The organism is Pararhizobium antarcticum (assembly GCF_001885585.1).
GTDB classification, from domain to species: Bacteria; Pseudomonadota; Alphaproteobacteria; order Rhizobiales; family Rhizobiaceae; genus Pararhizobium; species Pararhizobium antarcticum.
Window position 1 is genome coordinate 70260 of sequence record NZ_LSRP01000072.1, and the last position, 22599, is coordinate 92858.

The following is a 22599-nucleotide window of genomic DNA, read 5'->3' on the forward strand; positions in this document are numbered from 1 at the left end:
TCAGCCTCCCAGATAGGTTGCGAGAAGCTCGTCGCGGGCGAGAAGGTCGGCGGGCGGGCCGGACCAGACGATGTCCCCGTCGTCGAGCAGATGGAGGCGGTCGGCGAGATCGGCCACACGCGCCGGATTTTCTTCCACGAGCAGGATGGTCCGCCCGCTGCGGGAGAGTTCTGAAATGACGCCGTAGATTTGCTCGATGATCAGCGGCGCAAGGCCGAGCGAGGGTTCGTCGATCAGCAGGATCCGCCCGGCCATCATCAGGCCGCGACCGATGCCGACCATGCGTCGCTCGCCGCCCGAAAGTGACGAGGCCACCTGGTTGCGACGATCCGCAAGTTTCGGCAGAAGTGCATAGACCTCCTCCAGCCGCCGGTCGATCTCGGTTTTTCCGGGCGCCAGATACGCGCCCATCAGTAGGTTTTCGAGCACGCTCATTTCGGGAAACAGCATATCGCCCTGCGGCACATGCGCGACACCCAGGGCTGCCACCGCATGCGGCTTCGTCAATGTCGGCCGGCCATCGATGCTGATCGATCCGCCGTTGAGCGGCACCAGTCCGGAGATTGTCTTGAGGAGTGTCGACTTGCCGTGGCCATTGGGGCCGACGACGGTGACGAGTTCCCCGGCAGCAACATCAAAGGAAACGCCCTTGAGCACGGTGAGCTCGTTATAGCCCGACACGACCTGGTGCAGGCTGAGAACGGGTGGCTTTGCGATGTCGCTCAAGCGTGCGCCTCCCCGTCGGAGAAAAAGGTCTTGAGGCGCTTGCGTGTCCCCTCGCCCAGATAGGTTTCGACCACGACCTGATCTTCGGCGACGCCGCTTGGCGGTCCCTCAAAGATCTTCTTGCCGTGATGCATGATGAGGACCCGGCTCGACAGTGCCAGCAGGAACCGCATCACGTGTTCAATCAACACCACTGTCAATCCGTCGCCCTTCAGCCGGATGATGAGATCCATGATGTGATCGATCTCGGATACATTGAGCCCCCCAACCGGCTCGTCCAGAAACAGCAGCTTCGGGCGGGTGGCAATTGCGCCCGCGATCATCAGGAGCTTGCGATCAAGCACCGCCAGTTGAGCGACCTTTTCGTCGGCCTTGCCGGCAAGGCCGACGAAGGCCAGCGCCTCCTCCGTCTGCTCACGCACCTCTCGACCCAGCCGAAAACCGGGAACCACCCGCTTTGCACGACCAAAATAGGCGGCGATATCGATGTTTTCACGCACCGTAAGGCTTTCGAAGGCGGCATTCAGCTGAAAGGTCCGGGCAATACCGAGCTGGCAGATCCGGTCGGCGCCAAGACCCGCTATATCCTGGCCGTCGAAGCGCATTTGCCCTTCCGTTGCCGGTGTTATGCCTGTCACGACGTCGAAAAACGTCGTTTTGCCGGCACCATTCGGCCCGCCGATCCCGACAATCTCGCCGGAACGGACCGAAAGCGACATGCCATCGACGGCCGCAAGCGACCCGAATCGTTTGACGACATTATTGCATTCGAGCAGCACGCTCGCGCCGTTTTCCATAATCCCGCTCCTTGGTCCCTTGGGATGATGGTTACGCCTTGATCCAAGGCGGCAGGACAAAGCTGTCTGTCGCATAGAGCGGTGGCGCGATCAGCTTGGGATCAGTCTTGTAATCCTGGTGCTGGAGGAACTGATGCGGCATGCCGAGCGATGGGTCTGCCACCTGGGTCGGATAACAATAGGCGGACTGCCCGGCCGGGTCGGCACGATAGGTGCCGTTGACGCCGCGATAGACGTTGCGACGCATGACGGCAGCGATCTTCTGCGCCTGTTCCTTGTTGAAGGGTTCGCCCGGACCGCCAGCAATGGCGGCCGCCGTTGCCCACATCCATAGCCCGTCATAGGTCTGCGAGCCGGTGATATAGGCGGAACTCGGGCCGAACTTGGCCCGATAGGCTTCGCGGAACGGCTTGGAAAAATCGTCCGGCAGGCAACCGACCACCGTCGAGTAGATCACGCCATTGACGCTTTCACCGCCGATCTCGCGGAAGGCTGGCAGCGACGGGCCATACTGCATGTAGATCAGGCTATCGGTCGGCTGCGCCAGGAACTGCACCATGAACTGGGCAAGGTCCTGTGGCAGGAAGTGGGTGACGATCACGGCTGCAGGCGGGTCCTGCCGCAGCTTGGCAAGCGTCGGTCCCCATTGGTTGGTCGGGAATGGAACCGTTTCGAACAGGCTGACCTCAAAACCGTATTCCGCTGCCTTGTCGCGGATCGCGTTGGCGATCACGATCGAATATTCGTTGGCGGACGGAATGATGGCGATCTTCTTGTTCGGCGCCTTCCAGGTGCTCCCTGCAGCCAGTTCCTTCAGGAAGTTCAGGCAACCGGGGCCGTACCAGTATTCCGGTGGATCGCCCTGAAAGGAACCATAGTAGCGCTCGGGATCGCTCTTGAATTTCTCGTTGTGCGAAATCAGCGTGTTGTAGTGCATCATGATGACGTCATTGTCAGCGGCAATGTCCATCTCGATCATGTTGGTGCCGACATTGTAGCCGTTGATGATGACCGGGGCCGTATAGCGGTCGATCAGGCGCTGCATGGACTGGCTGACGATATCGGCGCCCATTTCCTTGGTGTCTTCGACATGGATCTCGATCGGGCGTCCGAGAATACCGCCTGCAGCATTGATTTCCTCGGCGGCGAGGTCGAGGCCGTTCTTGAATTCGATACCGTCGGCGGCGGCGAAGCCGGACATCGGCAGCCCCGCGCCCACGGCGATGGGTGCGGCATCCTGCGCCTGCGCCCTCGAATTCAGGTCGGCGAGAAGCGCTCCACCGGCGGCACCGGCACCGAGCGCTCCTTGAAGCATTGCACGTCTGTTGATCATAACTGCTACCCCTTTTATCGTTGGTTGTTCAGTTGTCATGCATCGCGCTTAACTGGAAAACAGCGCCTCCAGGTTTGCGGCCGCCAGGAGAACGCGGGCATCTTCTCCCCGCGCACCGATGATCTGGAAACCGACCGGCAGGCCCTCCGCCGTCAGCCCGCAGGGAATAACGCAGGCCGGCTGCTGGCTGAGATTGATCGGGAAACTGAAGCCTGCCCACTGCGTCCAGCGCGTGTAAGAACCGTCGGCCGGCACTTCCAGACCGGCATCGAAGGCCGGGATCGCCGTGCCGGGCGAGACGATGAAATCATACTCCGACAGCAATTGGTCCATTGCGGCACCGAAATCGGCGCGGCGGACCTGCGCCGTCACCAGTGCGGTGGATGTATAGGCCGCGCCGTCGCGCGCGATTTCCAGAAAACCCGGATCGATCGCGGACCGCTGGTCCAGCGGGATTGCTGCGAGCCGGGCCGCCGCGCCGGTGAACCAGTGGTGATGAAAGAGATCGAGAAGATTGTCGCCTGGAAGCGTGATGCGCTCCACGATGGCGCCAGCCTTCTCCAGTCTCGCAACGGCGGCATCGACGATCGCGGCCACTTCGGGATCAACCGGACCGCAAGGCGATGCAAACCAGTGGCCGATCCGCTTGCCCCGGAGATCCACCGGTTCCGCATCGAGCGACGGCAGAACGCCCGCGCCCTGGTTCCAGTCGGCAAGACTGCGTCCGGACATCGTCTTCAGCATGGCGAGAGCATCGTCTGCACTGCGCGTCATGGGACCGAGATGGGCCACCGTGCCAAACGCGCTGGCCGGGTAGGCCGGAACCCGCCCGAAGGTCGGCTTCAGACCGACGATACCGGTAAAGGACGCCGGAATTCGAATTGAGCCGCCGCCATCCGTCCCGAGATGAAACACCCCTGCCCCGACCGCCGCCGCGACGGCGGCGCCGCCGGACGAACCGCCCGGTGTCTTCGCTGCATTCCATGGATTACGGGTCACACCGCTGAGGACGCCGTCGGTAATGGCTTTCCAGCCGAATTCGGGTGTCGTCGTCTGCGCCGTAAACACCAGCCCTGCAGCCCGCATCAGCGCGACGGCCGGTGCATCTTCGCCGTACGGAATGTCAGAGGTCGTCGTGCTGCCATAGCGCACACTCCAGTCCTTGACCCAGACGATATCCTTCAGCGTGGCCGGAACGCCGTCGACCGGCGACAGGGGCTCACCCGCCAGCCAGCGTTTGTCCGATGCAGCGGCCGCACTCAGCGCGCCCGCGCGATCGATGAAGGTGAAGGCGTTGAAATCGGGATTCACCGCCTCGGCGCGGTCCATCGCCGCCTGCGCGACCTCGACGGGCGAAATCTCCCGCGTCCTGTAAGCGGATGCCAGTTCAGTGGAGCTCAAAAGACACAGATCCTCTGCCCCTGAGAGAGGGTTACTGAAAGCCATTGTTGCTGTTCCCCAGTTCGTGCGCGCCATCCGCGGACAGTTGATGCGCTTTCATGTTCCCGCCTGCATCTTCGGCAGGTCTGTTGGATGGCGATAGATTGCGGCTTCACATCACATTCACAAAATGTATTCTTCGATATAACTTTATGCATTTTATGTAATCGAGACGATGCTATGAATCTGACCATCCGCCAGTTACGTTATGTCTGCGAAGTCGCCCGGCTCGGAAGCGTGCAAGCTGCATCGAAGGCATTGCTGATCTCGCAATCCTCGATTCTGGCGGCGATCACGTTGGCGGAGGGCGAGATGGGCGCCCGCATCTTCGAGCGCCGCCCGGCACGCGGCGTGCAGATCACCCCGGCTGGGGAACGCTTCGTCAGTGCTGCCCGGGTCATGCTTTCTGCCGAGACGGAGTTTAACCGTGCCATCGGCGATCTCACCGACCGCGTGCCGAAAGTGTTGCGAATTGGCTGTTTCGAGCCGTTCGGCGCCTTGTTCATGCCGGAAATGCTGCGCCGATATGTCGACAATGTCGGCGATGTGGAGATCGATCTTCTCGAGGGCAATCAGGTGCAGTTGCAAGCTTGGCTGGCCGAAGGCCTGATCGATTTCGCCATCCTCTACGATATAGGCCCGATCCATACCGGCAGCATGACGCGCATCTGCAAGGTGCCGGCCCATGCCGTGCTGCATGCCGACGATCCGCTGGCGGGCGAAAAAGCCGTCTGGCTATCCGACATCTCAACCCGCCCCTTCATCCTGCTCGATATGCCGCAGACGGCCACCTATCTGCTGACCCTGTTCGACATTCTGGCGCAACGGCCGGAGGTGCGTTTTCATACACGCTCCTACGAGACGGTCCGCTCCGCCGTTGCATCGGGGTTTGGCATGTCCATCCTCAACATGCGCCCGATCGGCCGCGCCACGGCGGATGGCCAGACAATCGTGCGATTACCAATTCTCGACGAATTACCGCCGCCTTCGGTCATCATTCTCGACCTCTATGGCAACGCCAAGCCGCTTTTTGTGCGGCTGTTCATCGAGATCTTCAAGCGGTTCTTCCACGATATCGGCCCCTCCGGTTTTTCGGTGACAACCCCGGAACGCGAGGCGTTACTCCTGCTAGCGCGGTAGCGCAACATGAACGGCGGTGGTGCCTGTATCAGCAAACGTGCGGAATCTGGTCTTTGATAGCGCCGCTTATTTGGTTGCTCCCGCCGAGGCTTGGCAGCGAACGGATTTTGGGCGTCCGGAAGCCAGCATTAAGTTAAGGATGGCGACGCCAATTGCAGCTTCCGCCTGCTGCGCACGGAATGCACGAGCATGTAGCCGCGGACCGATGACGCGCTTGTATCGACCCATCGCGGTTTCAACCAAAGCTCGTTTGCCATAGCCGGTGGACGTCTGCCATTTCAGCCGACCATCTGCCTGCATGGAGGCAATGTGGTCGTCTCTCTGGCCGCATGCTTGGGCGCTTTGCCGTTCAACAGCGTTCGAGCGCGGCGGAATAACGACCTTGGCACCTGGGCTGTGACGCAGCACAGCGTCGTAGGTCGGAGTGCCGTCGTAGGCTCCATCGGCAGTGAAGTGACCGATCTCATCGTCGATCTGATCCAGCAATGGCTCCAGCTGCGAGGAATCGCCGCCGTTCTGATCTGTCAGACTATAAGCGATGATCTTGCCGCTGTCGGCATCGACAGCCAGGTGCAGTTTTCTCCAGCCACGCCGGGATTTTGCCCCATGCTTTTCTTCCAGCCATTGGCCAGCGCCATAGATCTGCAGCCCGGTGCTGTCGACCAGAACATGAACTGGCCCACTCGCCACAGGCTGGCGGTCACTGCTTCTGGCCGATGGCTTCCAGGTTGTGGCCCGTCGGCTGAGCGTGGTGTGATCGGGCACAGGCAAATCCAGCGCCATCATCTCCAAAACCGAGTTCAAAAAACCCTCGCTCTGGCGTAAACGCAATCCGAATACCATGCCCAATATCAGCGTCGTTTCGATCGCCAGATCCGAATGGAGAGGCTGGCCACCACGTGTCTTACGCCGTGGCGCTGCCCAAACGGCCTTCGCTTCTGGCGTTATCCAAAGGGTCAGGCTGCCACGGCGGCGAAGACCCGCCTCATACTCCGCCCAGTTCGTCACTTTGAACTTCATCTTACCGATGTGATGGCGGTGGGCGGCGTTATGCTTGTGCGGCATGCTGGATCAATCGTGCTATTTTCGATCGCAGCCTCATAGTTGCAAAACGTTGAAATCTTATCCGCGCACCAACGCCCGCGTGTAGACATCCGCCTCACCCGGCGCATCGAGATCGGCCCTGTCCAGCAGCGCCTCCGCGAGATCGCGCTCTTCGAGATCAGAGGCATTCACCAGTTGGTAGCAGGCCGTCCGGGCCTTCTCATGGCGTTGGAGCATCACGTTGATATCGCCATCGAACCGCTCGGGCATTTGAGCACTGCCGTCGCGGCACAACTGAAGCAGGCTCGCCATTGGGTTCGCCGCAACCGACCCTGGCTGCTCGACGTCGTTTGCGACCAATAAAGCATAGACGAAAGCGCCCATTGCCAACTCGACGGTCGTGAGAACCAGAACAGTGCTATTTTGTGGCGCCATGAGGCAATTTCCTTTGCTGCTGGCGGACAGTGTGATGCTGGTGTCAGCAGTGCCCTTCAGCCCCTATAGCGCCGTCGCATCAAATTCGAATCGTTCGCCTGGTCAAACGCCTCGTCATGCAGCCGGGGGAAATCAGTTATTTTTTGCATTAATTCTATCGACCCGACCATGCCTTCAACACGCGTACATCTTCCGATTCCATCCCGGACCAAATCTGTAGAAGGTAGTGATCGTCTGCTTCAAGGCCGTTTTCGCGGAGGGTATCGAGGCCGGACATGTTGACCCGGACGCCAAGCGGCCCCGCTTTTACAACAAGTCGCGGAGCACTTGGATCATGGTCAGTCAGACCGGCAAGCACGAGCTTGCCCGACGGGCAGAAGAACCCAGCTTCAGCCACATGCTGATAGGCGTCAAGATGTGGAGCCGGGCGAGCATTGTGCCACTCGACAACCACCGGCACAGTCATGTTGCGGACGGTGTGCAAAATGACTGCGTGAAGTCCAGACACCAGGCGACGCGCGATCGCCACATCGCTATAGTCGTCAGGGAGGTCGGGATGACCTTCGTCGCGCAAATAAATCTGGAAGTAGTCGGCAAAGAGACTGCCCCGATAGATAACCCGAAACGCAGGTAGCCCAGCATTCGTAGACCCCGCCATTCCAAACACTCCAACAGCCAGTAACATACGCCGGGTCAGAAACATGCCTCATCCTCAAACAATATGTTTTCTGGGATCTATCCAATGGATCCACTTCGCAACCGAATCACAACATGCCGATTTAGCCGACGACTGCCACACGGTTTCCACGCTGGGGCCGCCGGAGATGCCTCAGTCCCCCGAGGCATAGAGTAAGGAAATGTCACGGTGATGCGACTGGCAATTCGGGCCTTCCGTTTTGACCACCGCGCGTTTGGGCTCCAGTACAACCACGCAACCATTCACGTAGCTGTACTCCCGATCACCGTTAGGTAGCGTTTTGCGTACCGGCACCTCATCCATCGGCCGCTCACCGTTAGTGGCAGGCTGATCCTCTTTGGCCACCTGTTTGCTTTCGCCCCCCGAGCAGGCTGTGAGGGTCCCCAACAGCGGCAAGGCGAGTATGAGTTGGCAATAATTCATGATCTGCTCCTCTGTTGCCGGTCATGTTAGGAGAAAGATCGGGCAAGAAAGAGGTCGCGATACCCGCTGCTATGTCGTCCGTCGCGGCGATTTACAAACCGCAGAATGTACTGTTGGTTCAGCGTCTGTCGTGCGACGACAATTGCTCCGTCGTGGCGCCGGAATGACTGCTTCGCGATAGCCCCAGCGCCGCCTTCCCTGGAGCCCATCAGTGGAGGCTGACCGCCTCGATCCCGATCGGAAGGCCGATCCTGAAGAATTTATCGAACAACACCGTCTTCCGAAATTGCCTATCTATGATCGACATGGCTGGCACGTTCTGCGGCGAACCCTCCAGTACGCCCAGCCAGGTCAGCGGGCGAACGAGATTGTGTGCAATGAACCAGCCTGCCTCGTGTCGGCGACCGAGGGGTCCCCTCGCCGGGAACAGCTCCACCGGGAGCGCCCATTCGGTGAAATCGCCAAGCGTCACCCAGTCGCCCAACCGGTTAGAGACGATGCCCAGCATATGCCTGAGATCCCAGGACAGGGCAGCAGCTTCGCGGGAAAGACTCTCCTGCAGCGGAGCGGCCAGCATCCATTCTGCGAGAACAGCCTGAAGCTCGCCGTGATTGACGAGGATCGACCTGCCGCGCTTCGTGAGCAGAGCCTTGCCTTTGTAGTGGCGGATGATACGGAGGTCCTGCAGCGCCCAATGCAGGATGGAGAGTGGAGGGAAATCCGGCTCGTTGAGAACCTTATTCACCGAATAGAGAATTTCCGGTTCGTATCCTGGCCACTGGAATTCATGCGCGGCCCATTCGACACATTTCCTATGAAACGCGCCCATGGATTGCGTCAGCGGAATACCGCCGTTTTGCTCGGCATAGCGGAGCAGCTTCATGCCATTGGCGGCAAGTGGGCTCGCTGCCAATTCATCCTGATGAAGAGCGGGAGACAAGTACACAAACGGAGAGAGCGTGGATTGGCGGAACATAGGAAAGATAATGTCGGAATAACTCAACGCCGTCATCTACCCCGACACGACTTGACTTGGAACCACTGGCTCGCCCGTCAAATTCGGGTGCGTTGATCGGCCATGCACGCCGGCACGCATGCCGTTCTGACAAGCTCCTGAATATGGGCATCGCCGGCATAACACCCGCACAGATTCTGAAAATGGCCGCGTGAGTTCTACTGACGAGCCCCGTTAGAAACGGGGGGATTACCGGGTCATGAATGCAGACGAAACGCTGGAGATGCCGGGCATAATGTCGCGTTTGGACGCGCCGCGGGATCGGAGTTGATCGGTGACCATGGCGCATGGCAACTATTCCGCCTCTTTTGACTTTGGCTCGCTCCCTCCAGCATTACCACGTCAGCTTCTTTTCAGCGGCAGCGACAATCGCCTCCACGGTGATGCCGAAGTGCTTGTAGAGGTCCTTGGCGGGACCGGATGCACCGAAGGAGTGCATGCCGACGAAGTCGCCGTCATTGCCGATGAAATAGTCCCAGCCCTGGCGCACGGCTGCCTCGGCTGCGATCTTGATCGGCGCGTCGCCAATCACCGCCTTGCGGTAGTCAGCCGGCTGTTCGGCGAAGAGTTCGAAGCAGGGAACGGAAACGACGCGGGCCGCAATGCCCTTGGCGTTCAGCTGTTCCGCAGCCTTGACCGCGAGTTCGACCTCGGAGCCCGATGCGAAGATCGAGACCTTGGCGTTGTCGGCGGCGCGAAGCTCGTAGGCCCCCTTGGCGCAGAGGTTTTCAGCGACATAGTCGAGACGCGACGGCGCAAGGTTCTGGCGGGTCAGCGCCAGGCCCGACGGGCGGTGCTGTTCTTTCAGAGCCAGCTGCCAGCATTCCGCGGTTTCGACCGCATCGGCAGGGCGGAACATCAACAGGTTCGGAATGGCGCGCAGCGCTGCCATGTGCTCGACCGGTTCGTGCGTCGGGCCGTCTTCGCCGACGCCGATGGAATCGTGGGTCAGCACATGGATGACGCGGATGCCCATCAGCGCTGCAAGCCGGATCGACGGACGGCAATAGTCCGAGAAGATCATGAAGCCGCCGGCATAGGGGATCAGACCGCCATGCAGGCAAATGCCGTTCATCGCAGCGGCCATGCCGTGTTCGCGGATGCCCCAGTGCATGTAGCGGCCGGAGAAATCGGTCGGCGTGATCGATTTCATCTGGCTGGTCTTGGTGTTGTTCGACGGCGTCAGGTCGGCCGAGCCGCCCAGCGTTTCCGGCAACATGCCGTTGATCACTTCAAGCGCATCTTCCGATGCCTTGCGGGTGGCGATCGCCGGCGGGCTGCCGGCCAGCTTCTGCTTGTAGGTGTCGATGGCAGCATCGAGACCGGCCGGGAGTTCGCCGGCGAAACGGCGGGTGAACTCGGATTTCTTGGCGGCTTCAGTCGCAGCCAGACGGCCATCCCAGGCCTTGTTGGCATCGACCGAGCGGGTGCCGGCTGTACGCCATGCGTCGAGCACGTCGGCCGGGATGCTGAAGGCTTCTGCATCCCAGTTCAGCGCCTTGCGGGTGGCGGCGATTTCCTCGGCGCCGAGCGGCGAGCCGTGGACCTTGTGGGTGCCCTGCTTGTTCGGGGCGCCGAAGCCGATGACGGTTTTGCAGGCGATGAAGGTCGGGCGGTCGGATGTCTGCGCGGCCTCGATGGCGGCGGCAATCTCATCCGGGTTGTGACCGTCGACGCGGATCGTGTTCCAGTGCACCGCCTTGAAGCGGGCGATCTGGTCGGTCGAATCCGACAGCGACACGGCGCCGTCGATGGTGATGTTGTTGTCGTCCCAGAAGAGCACGAGTTTGTTGAGCTTGAGGTGGCCGGCGAGCGCGATGGCTTCGTGGCTGATGCCCTCCATCAGGCAGCCGTCTCCGCAGAGCACATAGGTATGGTGGTCCTGCAGGTCGGAACCGAACTCTTCGGCAAGCTTGCGTTCGGCAATGGCCATGCCGACGGCATTGGCAATGCCCTGGCCGAGCGGACCGGTGGTCGTCTCAATGCCCGAGGCATGACCATATTCCGGATGGCCGGCGGTCTTGGAGCCGAGCTGGCGGAACCTTTTCAGGTCCTCGATCGTCATGTCCTCGTAGCCCGTGAGGTAGAGCAGCGAGTAGATCAGCATCGAGCCGTGGCCGGCCGAGAGAACGAAACGATCGCGGTCGGCCCAGAGCGGTGCCTTCGGATTGAATTTCAAATAACGGGAAAAAAGCACCGTCGCCACATCGGCAGCGCCCATCGGCAGGCCGGGATGGCCGGAATTGGCCTTTTCGACGGCATCCATCGAAAGGAAACGGATCGCATTTGCCATCCGGTCGTGTTGTTCGCGAGAGATCATGACTGTTCCGCTCAATTCGGTTGTCAGGGAACGGTCTCTATCCTCCAAGACCGTATGAGAAGCGGCTGACACATAGCAGGTGCTTCGACGGTGTCAATAAAAACGGGCCTTTCGGCGTGGTTTCGAAGGGCTTTTCAGGGGGCATGCCAGCACCTTGCGACCTTGCGGGGAAGATTGATGCGAATCGATTTAAAAGCTGTTGATCCACAGCTTCCATCGACTGTGCAGCGGCAGGGCGTGGTTGACGCTTGCCGATTGGGTTTAATAGTGTGATTGGCTGGAATGACAGGTAAGGCGCTTCGATTCGAGCCTGTGCGACATGCGTCGGGAAAGAGTGATGGCGGCAGGTAAGACAGTCAAATCGGCGATCGAGGAGTTGCGCAATGCCGTGACTGGTCTCGATCATGCGATTGACAGCCGTCTTGACCGCGAACGCGACCGTGGTGAAATCGAGGGCGAGGTTCGCCGGGTCAACACGGACCGGTCGCGCCTGGCGCAGGAACTCGATCAGTCCCAGTTTCGCGCCAACCGGCTCGAAGAGGTCAACCGCGAAGTCTCGCGCCGTCTGGTGACGGCGATGGAAACGATCAGGGCGGTGCTGGACCGATAGGATTCTTCCCTCCGGTCGAGGCCCCCATGCAGGTTCAGGTGACGTGAATGGCGCAAGTAACTGTTATGATCGACGGCAAGGCCTATCGCATGGCGTGCGAGGAAGGTCAGGAGCCGCATCTGGAGGAACTCGCCGGCCGCTTCGACCAGTATGTCGGTCATCTGAAGACCCAGTTTGGTGAAATCGGCGACCTCCGGCTCACCGTCATGGCCGGCATCATGGTCATGGACGAGCTCAGCGAAGTGAACCGGAAGCTGAAGACACTGGAAGCGGAAAGCGACACGCTGAAGCGCGCCCGCGATTCCGTCCTGTCGGATCACGTCAAGACGGAAGAGGCCTTGGCCGTGGCGCTATCGGAGGTCACGACCCAGATCCATGGCATCGCCGCCAAGCTGAATGGCCTGTCGACGCCCGCCTCGAACTAAGTTCGGGCCGGCTTTCAACCGAAATCCAACAAGGTCCGTCAAGGGCACTGGCGGAACCGGCGGAAGCACTCTATATTCACCTTGCGGTCTGCGCTCCCCGACAGGAACCACAATCCCTGGGGCCATACTCGATCCAAAGGGAGCTGTCCCTGGCCAGGCCCGTGGGCTTGGACATATGGCGCCCACCTACGTTTGTAGGCACCCAGGATCGTAAAAATCCATCGGTTGTGTGGATCGCACTTTTTCCCTTTGATTTCAATGATTTCGGCTCGTAGCGAAACTTTTGACACCGATTTTCACACCGGTGTCAAAATTGACCGGTCGAAACATGTCAAATCAATATCGCCTGCATCTCCATCCGAATGGATACTATTATCACCGGGCAAAAGTTCCGGCGGATATTCGCCATCTGTACGGAAAAGAGATCGAGCAAAGATCGCTGCGGACTCGCGACTATTGGGACGCGGTTCGGCGGTTGTCGGCGGTCATCGTTGAGGTGAACGATGCGTTTGCCCGCTTCCGAACGGAACATGCCGGAGAATTGGCAGCTTTCGATCGAGCTATCCCGTGCTGCGCGACTGAACAACCTGTTCGCATTGATGTTAAGCGCCATGCTGCTGACTTTGCGAAGTCTATAGACGCGGAAGAGTTCGTTCGCCGCACGGCAGCATTCGAGCACGCGGCGCAAAATCCGCGAGCTTTCCTCGATAATCTCAATCTAGCTGCCTGCTGTCAGGCTCCAATTCATTCCTTGGACGACTGCGAACAGGACACCTTGTCAGTTCTACGGGAGGAGCACCGACTGCACATCGAGGTGCGGATAGCTGCTGTGACAAGTGCCAGAGCAGCGGGCGATTTTCGTCGCTGGACGGCGGCGGTGGACGAGCGAGTTCCAAAGATTGACATGACGCAACGTGCTGCGCTGGTCCGAGCGATGATAGAAGCCGAATTGAAGGCGCTGGCAGCGTGGCAGGACGAGCCCGAGCTCATGCGTCACCCTTCACCCTTGGCGCGTACTGATAGGCGCGTAGCGGCGGCTGTGCTTGTCGATGCCGCAGAGCATTCGCCTCGCCCATTGAGCGGCCTCCCTCTGATGTCCGTCATTTCCGAGGAGTGTTTCATGACGGTTGGAAAAGAGAAGAATTGGAGCGCGAAAACGGATGCAGCGCGGCATAATCAGATAAGACAGTTCCTCGACATATGCGGCGATAAATCGTTGAGCCACTACACGCAAGACGACATTCGTTACCTGAAAGCAACCCTGTTTGCTCTGCCTCCACAATCGCATGGGAAGAAGGAATTTAAAGGTCTATCCAAACATCAGATAGCGGAAAAGGCGAGGGAAAGGAAAATACCGGGCCTGTCGGCGGAAAGCGTTCGGCAGGTGATGACAGCCGCAAACATCGTGTTTGGGTGGGCGAGGGCGGAGTACGACCACACCCTTCTGAACATCGTGCAGCCGATGATTCCGACGCCATCGAGCAGCGGCAGCAAAAGAGGAAGAAGAGAAGCATTTTCGGTTGAAGAGCTTCAGAGGCTTTTCGAAAGTCCGGTATTCACTGGCGTCGAAAGCGTGGGTGCTTGGTTGAAGGCTGGTAATGTCCGGATGAGCGATACGGGACGCTTTTGGGTGCCCCTAATGGCTTTGTATTCGGGTGCGAGGCTTATGGAAGCCGTGCAGCTTCTACGTCGTGACGTTGATTGTGAGGATGGTATTTGGTTCATCGATATCAACGACGGTCCCGGGGCAGAAGCGGGGAAAAGCGTGAAGAATGAAGCATCAGTTCGCCGAGTCCCGGTTCATCCAGAGCTTGTAAGGCTCGGCTTTCTTGATTTTGTTCAGACCGTCGAGAAAGACGCACGGTTGTTTCCTGACATTGCGATCGGATCAGCGGCACAACGCCATCGTTATGCGTCGAAGCTGTTCAGCAAACTTTTGGTGAGCGCGGATGTCAAAGGACCGAAGAAGGTATGGCATTCGTTGCGACATTCGTTCGAGCAGGCTTGTCGCGATAGCGGCGTGGATAGTGCGATCATGGATCAATTGCAGGGACATATTCAGAAAGGGATGCGCGGTGTGTATGGAGATGGCTACAAACTGCCAGCGCTCTATGATGGCATCAAGGCGATCCGATATGACGGTTTGAACCTATCCCACATCCACCCGTCTGAGCCTGAACACGGCGGAAGAGGCATCGGCGCAACGGGTAGAGATTAAGCGGGAGGCTGGTTCTTAACCGTCGTTGGGATTTAGACTGACCTCTATATTAGACTTTTCTACCTTTCCAGAATAATTGGTATTAGTTTTCGCAGCTCTTCGACGGCATCGTAACCGGATTGGGGATGGCGATGGTCTTCACGGTTTGGGTAAACGGCGCAATCATTCTTCGGCTGTTCGTATTATTCACTAGACCCAAAACCGCATAGCGGACACCGATGATGACACAACGTGGGCAGCCCCTCCAGCTTGCAATAGCGCGCTTTTGCACGTAGCTGAGAAGCTCTGCGTGATTTATTTTGAACGCCCTAAGGTCGCAGGGCAGGGAGACGAAATGCCGGTAATAAAAGGCAATGAAAAAGCCAACAAGCTTATTGGTGCCAGCGACGTCTTCGGAGTGACAAACTCAATCTACGGATACGGAGGGACCGATACCCTAGAGGGCGGATTTCACGCTGACAATTTCATTTGGGGTGGGACCGGGAACGATATCATCAAAGGTGGTACCCGCATCAATCGCCTATACGGTGAGGATGGAGATGACACGCTTTCTGTCTTCTGGAGCGACACCGACAGCAAACTCTATGGTGGTGCGGGTAGTGACACCCTAATCGCTGGAGGCGGCGGAAACTATCTCGACGGCGGCACTGGCGCGGACGTTATGTATGGTGGGAGTGGCGGTGACACATTCATCGTCAATTCCGGCAAAGATATCGTAGTCGATACATGGACACCCGAATTCGACAATCAGTCCGACCCTATCGATACGGTACGAGCCAGTGCCTCGTTTGCATTGACCAGCGATGCGCGGATTGAACTACTTGAAACAACAGGCGCCTCCAGTGCCAAAGCGATCAATCTGACCGGAAGCGCGGTTTCCCAAACCATTAAGGGAAATGCTGGTGCCAATGTGCTCGACGGCAAGGGTGGAAACGATACGCTGATCGGTGGTCTCGGGGCTGACACACTGATTGGTGGGACGGGTACCGATACGGCGAGCTACGTCCTCGCAACGGCGGGCGTTACACTGAATCTCGCAAAGGTTTCTGCAAACACGGGCGAAGCTAGCGGCGACACCTTCAACTCGATCGAAAATCTGACGGGCACGCGGTTCAACGACAAACTGTATGGGAACGCGCTTGCCAATAAGCTGACCGGCGGGACAGGGGATGACTATCTTTCTGGCTCTGTCGGCAAAGATACGCTGAAGGGTGATGCTGGAAATGATAGACTCAACGGCGGCGCTGACAGTGACATTCTGACCGGCGGAAGCGGAAAAGATACGTTTGTATTTTCGACTACTCTTGGGACATCGAATGTTGACCAGATTACTGACTTCAATGTGAAGGATGACACGATACAGCTTGAAAATTCTGTATTCAAATCCCTTCCGACAGTTGGTGCTTTAACCGCTTCGCAGTTCGTCGCAAACAAGAGTGGCATTGCAACCGACAAGTTTGATCGGATCGTTTACGAAACCGACACTGGAAAGGTCTTCTATGACGCGGACGGTAGCGGTGCCGGAAAGGCTATTCACTTTGCTTCAATTGCTGCCGGGCTAGCAATCTCTGCCACAGACTTTTTCATCATATAATGGAATGTGGGGACGGGCCGTGCTTTCTCCCCACATTGCTTCTTACGCGCTTGTAGCGGCTGGTCAGCTAGGCTTTTCAATTTTCGAGTGACCGTAATTCGGAATACCATTTTTTTTGGACGCAAGATCGCTAATATTCACTTTCTTCCCAAATGATGGTCCATTCAATCGGGTCGCCGGACACGTCAAGACTTAAGGCGATTTCCCAAACGACCCGCTCGCCGTCCATTTGCCTCCTCGCCGACGTGCTCACCTCAAAGCAAGCACGCGGCGGTTCAGCGGTAATCTTAAATGGCTTGATGCCCAACCGTCTCTGCGCTTCCTCCATGTCCGAGATCGCGACTGACACCACTATCCGGGTTATCCAAGTTCCAAAGCCATTCGAGCGCATCGCGTTCCTCATCTCCTACTGGTTCCAATTCGTACGAATGCAGAGCCGTGCCAGCCAGATATTTCCAGAATGGATAATTGACCGATGTCGGAGGATAGAAGTCATACGGACGGAAGTTGATCTGGTTGTCTTTAAGTTTGGCTGCGTACTTTAGCGAGTAGTGAATGTATTTCTTCACGCCCCCGATTGAGCAAAACGGGATCAGCTCGATTTTTGCGATATCGCGGGTAGGGTTGATGATTTTGTAGGAACCATCTTCGCAGCGGGACCGAGCATTCGCCTTCCGAAAATTGAAAACCGTATGCGTATCGAACATGATCACGCCATGTCCGTGGGGCGCTGTGGTCATCACATCGAAGCCGTTATGACGAGTGCCTTCAATGTCAAAAGCCAGAAAGCAAAATGGCATAAATTGCCGGTTTCGAGAGTTGACCTTACCGATATCCATGCACTGAGAACCGAGCACGTTAAGGCTATATTCATTGAAGCTCCTATGCAGCTTACTTTGAGCAACATGGACATGTATAGGAGATGATGGTTTCAGGCTAACTGTCATCGCATAAGAGCAATCTTCAATATATTGATTAACCATTACGTTTGAGGTGAATGTATATTTCTTGTCTAGATCGAACTTAGCCTTTCTTTTAATGATATTGAACGCCCATTGAGTGAGTTCGTTCTGATTCTTTGCTGTTGTAATCATTTGATTTTATGAATTTCTCTTTCTGACATTAGATTCCAAGTGCGCTGTCTCGAAAGAGAAGCACATGGAAAATGTCTGTTGGTTTGGGAATCTCTTGATCGATCTCTGATCGGTTCGAGAGGGTTGCTCCTCAATACCAGCCGGGAAAGCACGGGGCTCCACATAGGCTCGCTGAATGCGTTCAGCTACAGTATATAGATTTTGAGGAGTTTTGAGTTCACCGTGGCGTTCTCAATCGCCTATAATAAGTTATCTGTAAAATATAGTCAAGCAAATATATTATATAATAATGATGTTTTGAATACTTTATGCTGATTTATCAGGTTATCGAATCCCATATTTTAGATACATAGTCGCTTTAGCTCAAAACGATACCTACGCATTGAGGAGGCCATCCTTTTGACGCTTTGCGACCTTCGCGATTGTCGCCCGAGAAGCTTGAGTACCTTTTTGTATTTGGGTCCACGATAGTCCTGCAACGAGCATCGACCCGATTAAGTCGTTCCGGTCTGTGTCTTCAGCCCTACCGCGATATCGACCTTCCGCCTTGGCTTTTGCTTGCCCCTGCGTAACGCGGCGTCGCCGGTCGTCGTAGTCCTTTCGTGCCACCGCAGCCAGCATGTCGAGCATCATGCCATTGACTGCTGAAAACATGCGGTCGGTAAATTCGTCCGTAGTTTCGGCTAAACGCCAAGACGTCGGTAGATCGAGGGCAACGACCCGGACTTGGCGTTTGCTGATCTCATCGCGCAGCGTCTGCCAATCAGAAGCACTTAGGCGGGAAAGTCGGTCCACCTGTTCGACCAGCAGAACATCGGCGGCATTGGCATCATTTAGCAAACGGAATAGTTCAGGGCGCTGAAGCTTCGCTCCGGATTCGTTCTCCACGTATCGAGCGACAATTTTGAGATTATGTTCTCTTGCAAAATCTTCCAGCTGCTGGCGAGCGCGGTTGGCATCTTGTTCGTTGGTCGATGCCCGGAGATATAATCGGCAGTCCATAAATCACCATCGGTTCAATTAGGATGGTTCATTATTTCCGGTTCACTATGGATAGTCAAATGATTTCATTTCTGTCCTGATCAGCCGGTGCGTTTCCGTCACAGTTAAAATGAACCGCTGTAACGGGAGGTCGCGCTGCCACTGTTCCTTCATGCGCAAAATAAGCTGGACGCATGGAATTCCGTTTGGTCGATTGAATTTCGCAACGGAGAATCAAATGGCAGGCTTATTCGCGCTTCTGGATACAATTTGGACAGACCGGCTTGAGCCGAAGCTGCCTTCGACTTTTACAACACAGACTTTGCGCGACCTCGTCGAGAGCGAAGCCCCGGAAATCTGGAGTGAGTTCGTCGCGCAATATGGACCGGGTGGAAAGGGAAGCGGCAACTTCTACTCTCCAAGCAATATCCTATTCAATTTTCTGCGCGACAAAGCTTGGAAAGCTCACGTAGTCCAAACCGGGTCAGTGCCTGCCCAACCCGGTTGGGGGACCAAGATTGTCATGGGTTGGGAAAAAGTTCGGACGGCGACCATTCCGCCTACGGAAGAAGATATTGGACTGGCTGAAGGGAAAGCCAAGCTGAAATTACACTTCGTTCGCGAGCGGGCACCCGGCATGCGAAATCGTCTATTTGCCGCCCGCAAAAAGAGTGGTTTGTTCTGCGATATCTGCGGATCGACCGGTCATGGCTTGGACGCCAAAATTCGCGACGCCATATTCGAGGCTCACCATGCGGTTGAACCGCTTTCCGCTGGAGAACGCAAGACGCGCGTGGAGGACTTGGCATTGCTTTGCGCTTGCTGCCATCGATTAATACATCGGTTGGCAAGTGTGCGACGGCAATGGGTGACTGTTGGCGAGGCACGGGAATTTTTAAAGCTGAACGCGCGAAGTGGTTTAGGGACGGCGTTTTAACAAGTTTATCGATCTTCGTCGTTCGTTGCGCTTGATATATGAAAAGGTGAGGCAGGAATTCCGATCATCGACGCCGACGCAATATTAGGTCAGCAATACTGACCTAATATTGCGTAATTGTTCAATGTTGAACTATTACGGTTCCGAAACGATTTAATGGGGGTTCTGGCGAGCCACAGCGCCGGGGCGGAATACGTGGTCCCGAGAAGAACTTTGCCCTTTTGGCGCTATTCAGTCGCACGTCATTCGCGGTCTTCAGAGATTGACTCGTCATCGCCCAATCTGTCGCTCATCTCATGAACGAGTTCCATCAGCGAAGCATAGCTTTTCTTTTCCAATTCCGTTTCGCGCCTGCTTACCGCCAAATCGTCATAAACCTGAGCCAATCGCTTTCGCAAATCTTCGGTTTCATCCTTCCACTTTATCTCTGCTTCGCGACTTACCCGGTTCATGAGACCTCCACCGAGCATGAAAGCTCCAATGACGATCAACCAAAACATTCCATCTGATAAAGTGAACATCTGAACTACCTAGCTGACTCACGGCTGCGATTGTTGATTGCGGCGAATTATTTCCGGTGTCTCTAATTCAAAGCCGTCGGTTTGACCATTGCCGCGCTACTGATCACAATCCGGTCAAATTCTGTTGCAATGCAACCGCTCATGACCAAAGCCACTGAAGCCGTCCTTGACGTTCTCCGCAAGATCGACGCCACGCCTGAAAAGCCAATCGGCTTGTATGTGATTGGCATCCCGTTGATTGTCGAAGCCGAAGAGAAATTGACCGAAGATGAAATCCTTAGCGCGATCTTCTGGCTTCAGTCGGAGAAGGTAATTGAGCTACTCGGTGACAATACGCTTAGCTTGGTGAGGTCGCTCAGCCAGAACATACCCCGCCGCTGAAAGCGCCGTTGCGTTCTACGTAGTTATGAAGCGGTTTCCGGGCTATCACGATTTATCTAGAATTCTTTATATACATGTTGGAATAGAAGAAGCTGTATGAATATAATAGACAAATAATTGATATATATTTTGATTATCTTCATGTTCTTTCAAATTCCAATATATTTTAATTATAATAAATCGCCCGGACGGGTTATTTCGTAGTATTTGTGATTGGATCAATATTATGTGTTGACGTATTTTCTGTGCGTGCTATAATAAGGTATAGCCTTTGAAATATGTTAAGAGTAAACTGAAGTATTATGCTTTTGGTGTGTGGTGGATTTGAATTGCGACGGATAAATAAATTGCTAAGTTGGGCGCTGTTGGCGTTTGATTGCTAGGAATATTTCAGAATGAATTGTTGTTGATATTTTGGTCGTATTGCTTCTTACCTTGATTGCGCGGGTAATATCGAGCATGACCCTTATGTTCAGGGTGTGTTGGGGTGTAGGTTTAAAGAGATCAAGCCCATTATGGTCGCTTATTGGCGTGTCGGAATAGTCCCTGCAATTCTGGTTCAGTGACCAGTTTCGATGCCTCTTGGGGTGTTATCCATAGGTGTTCCCGCTGACCCTTTTCCGGAAAATCTTGAGACAATGACTCAACCCTCAAGAGATGTACGGAAACGATGAATGGCGGTTTCGTGTCATCTTTTACGTACGTGAAATAACCGCAGGGATGCTTCTCGGCTTTGCCTTTGACGCCAGCTTCTTCGCGGGCTTCTCGCTCTGCGGCTTTGTGAGACTTCTCGCCGGATTCGACGGTGCCCTTGGGTATCACCCATCTTCCGGTGCCGCGACTAGAGATCAGCAGAACAAGCAAAGTACCGTCTCGATCGGTACGATAGCATATTGCTCCACACTGATCCACGGCACGACCATTCATCAAATCCAGTGTTTTGGAAACGAGTTTTGAAAGGTAGTTCATCCGTTGCCAAATCGATCTGTTGATATGCTGTATTGTACGGCAGCTTGTACCGTGGGCAAATGGCGCATGGTTTAAGGATTTCAATGAATCCAGCAGACAGTGCGTGCAGTGTTGTTGTTAGCGGGTTCTCGATCTGGTGGGCGTGGTCGCACCATTAGGGTGCAGCCGGATTTACCGTATGCGGGGCCGCGTTAATCGGGCCACCGTCTCAAAAAGTATACACAGCGCGACCGTCTCAAGCATGTCGATTGACGTGTCTCTTTTTATGGTTCAAAAGAGAGCCTTGGAAACTCTAGGAGTTTTGAGACATGGCGCTTATTGCCTACATCCGGGTTTCGTCTGTTGGACAGTCCCTTGAGGTTCAGCGAGAAAAGATGATCGCTGCCGGTGTCGAGCCTGATCACATCTACGAAGAAAAACGATCTGGCTTGGACAGCGACCGACCAGTGTTGAAGGAGGCTTTGCGTTTCGCCCGCAAAGGGGACGTTTTTCACGTTTCCCGCGTGGACCGTTTGGCTCGATCGACAAATGATCTTCATCGCATCATCCATGAACTGAAGGAAAAGGGCGTCGGCTTCAAATGCCTCGATCAAGCCGAAATCGATACGACCACAAATAACGGCATGCTTATGTTCGGCATCCTCTCTGCAATCGCTCAATTTGAAACTGGTCTCCGAGCCGAGCGGCAGATGGACGGTATTGCGAAGGCGAGGGCGGATGGCAAAAAGTTCGGTCGGAAAGCCAAGGCAACTGAAGACGTAACCACCAGCATCCGCAGCATGCGTCGTCAGGGGCTAATGATCCGTGAAATTATGCAGAGCACCGGATTGAGTAAAGCGACCGTTTATCGGGCGCTGGGGGCGGCATCATAAGACGATCTGGGGTCGATATTGGTCTTCATTTTGATGTTCGGGACGAAGTAAATAGAACCTCTGCTATCAAAGCCTTGACGTAGCTCCCACTTCGTTTTCCAGCTGTTCGGTCAATGACCGGATTTCCTACGAGTGTGGGCTGGCGGTAGCAAGAAGCTCTTCCGAGTTAAACAAAAATCCCTTCGAGGTCGCCAGTCACGCACAATACTCGGGGCCTGCGCACCGGCACCTCTCTGGAACTATCTGATATTCCTCGCAGAGACCGCCTTCTGTAAGTCGGACCGTGATTTTGTGTAAATTTTGCCCGCAATTTGGTTAATTTGTTGAATAGTCTCGTAAGGAGTTTCAAGCGTTTCCAGCCAGTTAAGCCATTACAGCTATGATCGGCGAAGCCGCCGCTTTTGCCCGGTCAACAAATTGCCTGTCCCATCGATTGCCAGTTGATATCTCTCAACCTCTGCGGATTGAAACTTAGAAAGTTCCGAAATGTTGACGTGCTCAGTGTCCGTCCGGAGACTTTGAGAATCGGCGGAATCGGTTAGCGGACTTCGGTTTGCGGGTTGTGCGCGGTTGTGATTCCTTTTGTGCTTTCGAATCACGAAAGGAAGCTGCGATGTGGACGATCGA

22 protein-coding genes and 1 other RNA gene are annotated in these 22599 nt (G+C 55.8%); 9 read left to right on the plus strand and 14 right to left on the minus strand.

Annotated elements, in window-relative coordinates:
• From AX760_RS06850 to AX760_RS06865, 4 genes are read right to left on the minus strand one after another with little or no spacing between them, the layout of a single operon-like run.
• Entirely contained in the window at positions 1-726 is a 726-nt protein-coding gene (locus AX760_RS06850) for an ABC transporter ATP-binding protein (protein WP_083531102.1), read from the minus strand.
• Complete coding sequence (locus AX760_RS06855) at positions 723-1523, minus strand: ABC transporter ATP-binding protein (RefSeq protein WP_071832243.1); 801 nt, start codon at positions 1521-1523, stop codon at positions 723-725. Before AX760_RS06855 ends, AX760_RS06850 begins: the two co-directional genes overlap by 4 nt.
• A gap of 31 nt (positions 1524-1554) precedes the next feature.
• The gene (locus AX760_RS06860) at positions 1555-2856 is read right to left on the minus strand and encodes an ABC transporter substrate-binding protein (RefSeq protein WP_071832244.1); all 1302 of its coding nucleotides are present in this window, start codon (positions 2854-2856) and stop codon (positions 1555-1557) included.
• Positions 2857-2904: 48 nt separating this feature from the next.
• On the minus strand, positions 2905-4257 hold the full coding sequence (locus AX760_RS06865; RefSeq protein WP_245294957.1) for an amidase: 1353 nt from the start codon (positions 4255-4257) through the stop codon (positions 2905-2907).
• Between the two features lie 219 nt (positions 4258-4476).
• Between AX760_RS06865 and AX760_RS06870 the strand changes: the two genes are divergently transcribed.
• Positions 4477-5436: a LysR substrate-binding domain-containing protein gene (locus tag AX760_RS06870; protein WP_071832246.1), complete on the plus strand. Its 960-nt coding sequence runs from the start codon at positions 4477-4479 to the stop codon at positions 5434-5436.
• Positions 5437-5502: 66 nt separating this feature from the next.
• Here AX760_RS06870 and AX760_RS06875 read toward each other — a convergent pair whose 3' ends face one another.
• The 6 genes from AX760_RS06875 to tkt all read right to left on the minus strand — a co-directional run bounded on the left by AX760_RS06875 (position 5503) and on the right by tkt (position 11370).
• Positions 5503-6501 (minus strand): IS5 family transposase, encoded by a 999-nt coding sequence (locus tag AX760_RS06875; RefSeq protein WP_071832247.1) that lies wholly within the window; start codon positions 6499-6501, stop codon positions 5503-5505.
• A gap of 57 nt (positions 6502-6558) precedes the next feature.
• Entirely contained in the window at positions 6559-6915 is a 357-nt protein-coding gene (locus AX760_RS06880) for a hypothetical protein (RefSeq protein ID WP_071832248.1), read from the minus strand.
• Positions 6916-7069: 154 nt separating this feature from the next.
• On the minus strand, positions 7070-7618 hold the full coding sequence (locus tag AX760_RS26660) for a hypothetical protein (protein WP_139276465.1): 549 nt from the start codon (positions 7616-7618) through the stop codon (positions 7070-7072).
• A gap of 126 nt (positions 7619-7744) precedes the next feature.
• Entirely contained in the window at positions 7745-8035 is a 291-nt protein-coding gene (locus AX760_RS26665) for a hypothetical protein (RefSeq protein WP_071832249.1), read from the minus strand.
• Positions 8036-8243: 208 nt separating this feature from the next.
• Positions 8244-9038 (minus strand): hypothetical protein, encoded by a 795-nt coding sequence (locus tag AX760_RS06895; protein WP_139276467.1) that lies wholly within the window; start codon positions 9036-9038, stop codon positions 8244-8246.
• Between the two features lie 346 nt (positions 9039-9384).
• Positions 9385-11370 carry a transketolase gene (gene tkt, locus AX760_RS06900; RefSeq protein ID WP_071832251.1) on the minus strand — a complete coding sequence of 662 codons (1986 nt, stop codon included), beginning with the start codon at positions 11368-11370 and terminating at the stop codon, positions 9385-9387.
• A 337-nt stretch (positions 11371-11707) separates the two neighbouring features.
• Here tkt and AX760_RS06905 point away from each other — a divergent pair, with 337 nt between their 5' ends.
• From AX760_RS06905 to AX760_RS26440, 5 genes are all read left to right on the plus strand, one after another.
• Positions 11708-11980: a DUF4164 domain-containing protein gene (locus AX760_RS06905; protein WP_071832252.1), complete on the plus strand. Its 273-nt coding sequence runs from the start codon at positions 11708-11710 to the stop codon at positions 11978-11980.
• Positions 11981-12027: 47 nt separating this feature from the next.
• Entirely contained in the window at positions 12028-12405 is a 378-nt protein-coding gene (locus AX760_RS06910; protein WP_071832253.1) for a cell division protein ZapA, read from the plus strand.
• A gap of 82 nt (positions 12406-12487) precedes the next feature.
• Positions 12488-12645, plus strand: a non-coding RNA gene (ssrS, locus tag AX760_RS06915) — 6S RNA.
• Positions 12646-12688: 43 nt separating this feature from the next.
• Entirely contained in the window at positions 12689-14623 is a 1935-nt protein-coding gene (locus tag AX760_RS06920) for a site-specific integrase (protein WP_139276220.1), read from the plus strand.
• 289 nt (positions 14624-14912) lie between these two features.
• Complete coding sequence (locus tag AX760_RS26440; RefSeq protein ID WP_175552028.1) at positions 14913-16217, plus strand: calcium-binding protein; 1305 nt, start codon at positions 14913-14915, stop codon at positions 16215-16217.
• A gap of 287 nt (positions 16218-16504) precedes the next feature.
• On the opposite strand, the gene AX760_RS26670 is transcribed toward AX760_RS26440, so the two are convergent.
• Positions 16505-17311 carry a hypothetical protein gene (locus AX760_RS26670; protein WP_139276221.1) on the minus strand — a complete coding sequence of 269 codons (807 nt, stop codon included), beginning with the start codon at positions 17309-17311 and terminating at the stop codon, positions 16505-16507.
• A 375-nt stretch (positions 17312-17686) separates the two neighbouring features.
• Positions 17687-18313 (minus strand): recombinase family protein, encoded by a 627-nt coding sequence (locus tag AX760_RS06945; protein ID WP_071832259.1) that lies wholly within the window; start codon positions 18311-18313, stop codon positions 17687-17689.
• A 217-nt stretch (positions 18314-18530) separates the two neighbouring features.
• Between AX760_RS06945 and AX760_RS06950 the strand changes: the two genes are divergently transcribed.
• Positions 18531-19229 carry an HNH endonuclease gene (locus AX760_RS06950; RefSeq protein ID WP_071832260.1) on the plus strand — a complete coding sequence of 233 codons (699 nt, stop codon included), beginning with the start codon at positions 18531-18533 and terminating at the stop codon, positions 19227-19229.
• Between the two features lie 242 nt (positions 19230-19471).
• Here AX760_RS06950 and AX760_RS06955 read toward each other — a convergent pair whose 3' ends face one another.
• Positions 19472-19750, minus strand: coding sequence for a hypothetical protein (locus tag AX760_RS06955; protein WP_139276223.1), 279 nt, complete (start codon positions 19748-19750; stop codon positions 19472-19474).
• Positions 19751-19891: 141 nt separating this feature from the next.
• Between AX760_RS06955 and AX760_RS06960 the strand changes: the two genes are divergently transcribed.
• Complete coding sequence (locus AX760_RS06960; protein WP_139276471.1) at positions 19892-20131, plus strand: hypothetical protein; 240 nt, start codon at positions 19892-19894, stop codon at positions 20129-20131.
• A 513-nt stretch (positions 20132-20644) separates the two neighbouring features.
• On the opposite strand, the gene AX760_RS06965 is transcribed toward AX760_RS06960, so the two are convergent.
• Complete coding sequence (locus tag AX760_RS06965) at positions 20645-21100, minus strand: NUDIX hydrolase (RefSeq protein WP_071832263.1); 456 nt, start codon at positions 21098-21100, stop codon at positions 20645-20647.
• Between the two features lie 308 nt (positions 21101-21408).
• Between AX760_RS06965 and AX760_RS06970 the strand changes: the two genes are divergently transcribed.
• Entirely contained in the window at positions 21409-21972 is a 564-nt protein-coding gene (locus AX760_RS06970) for a recombinase family protein (RefSeq protein WP_071832264.1), read from the plus strand.
• Positions 21973-22599 lie beyond the last annotated feature (627 nt).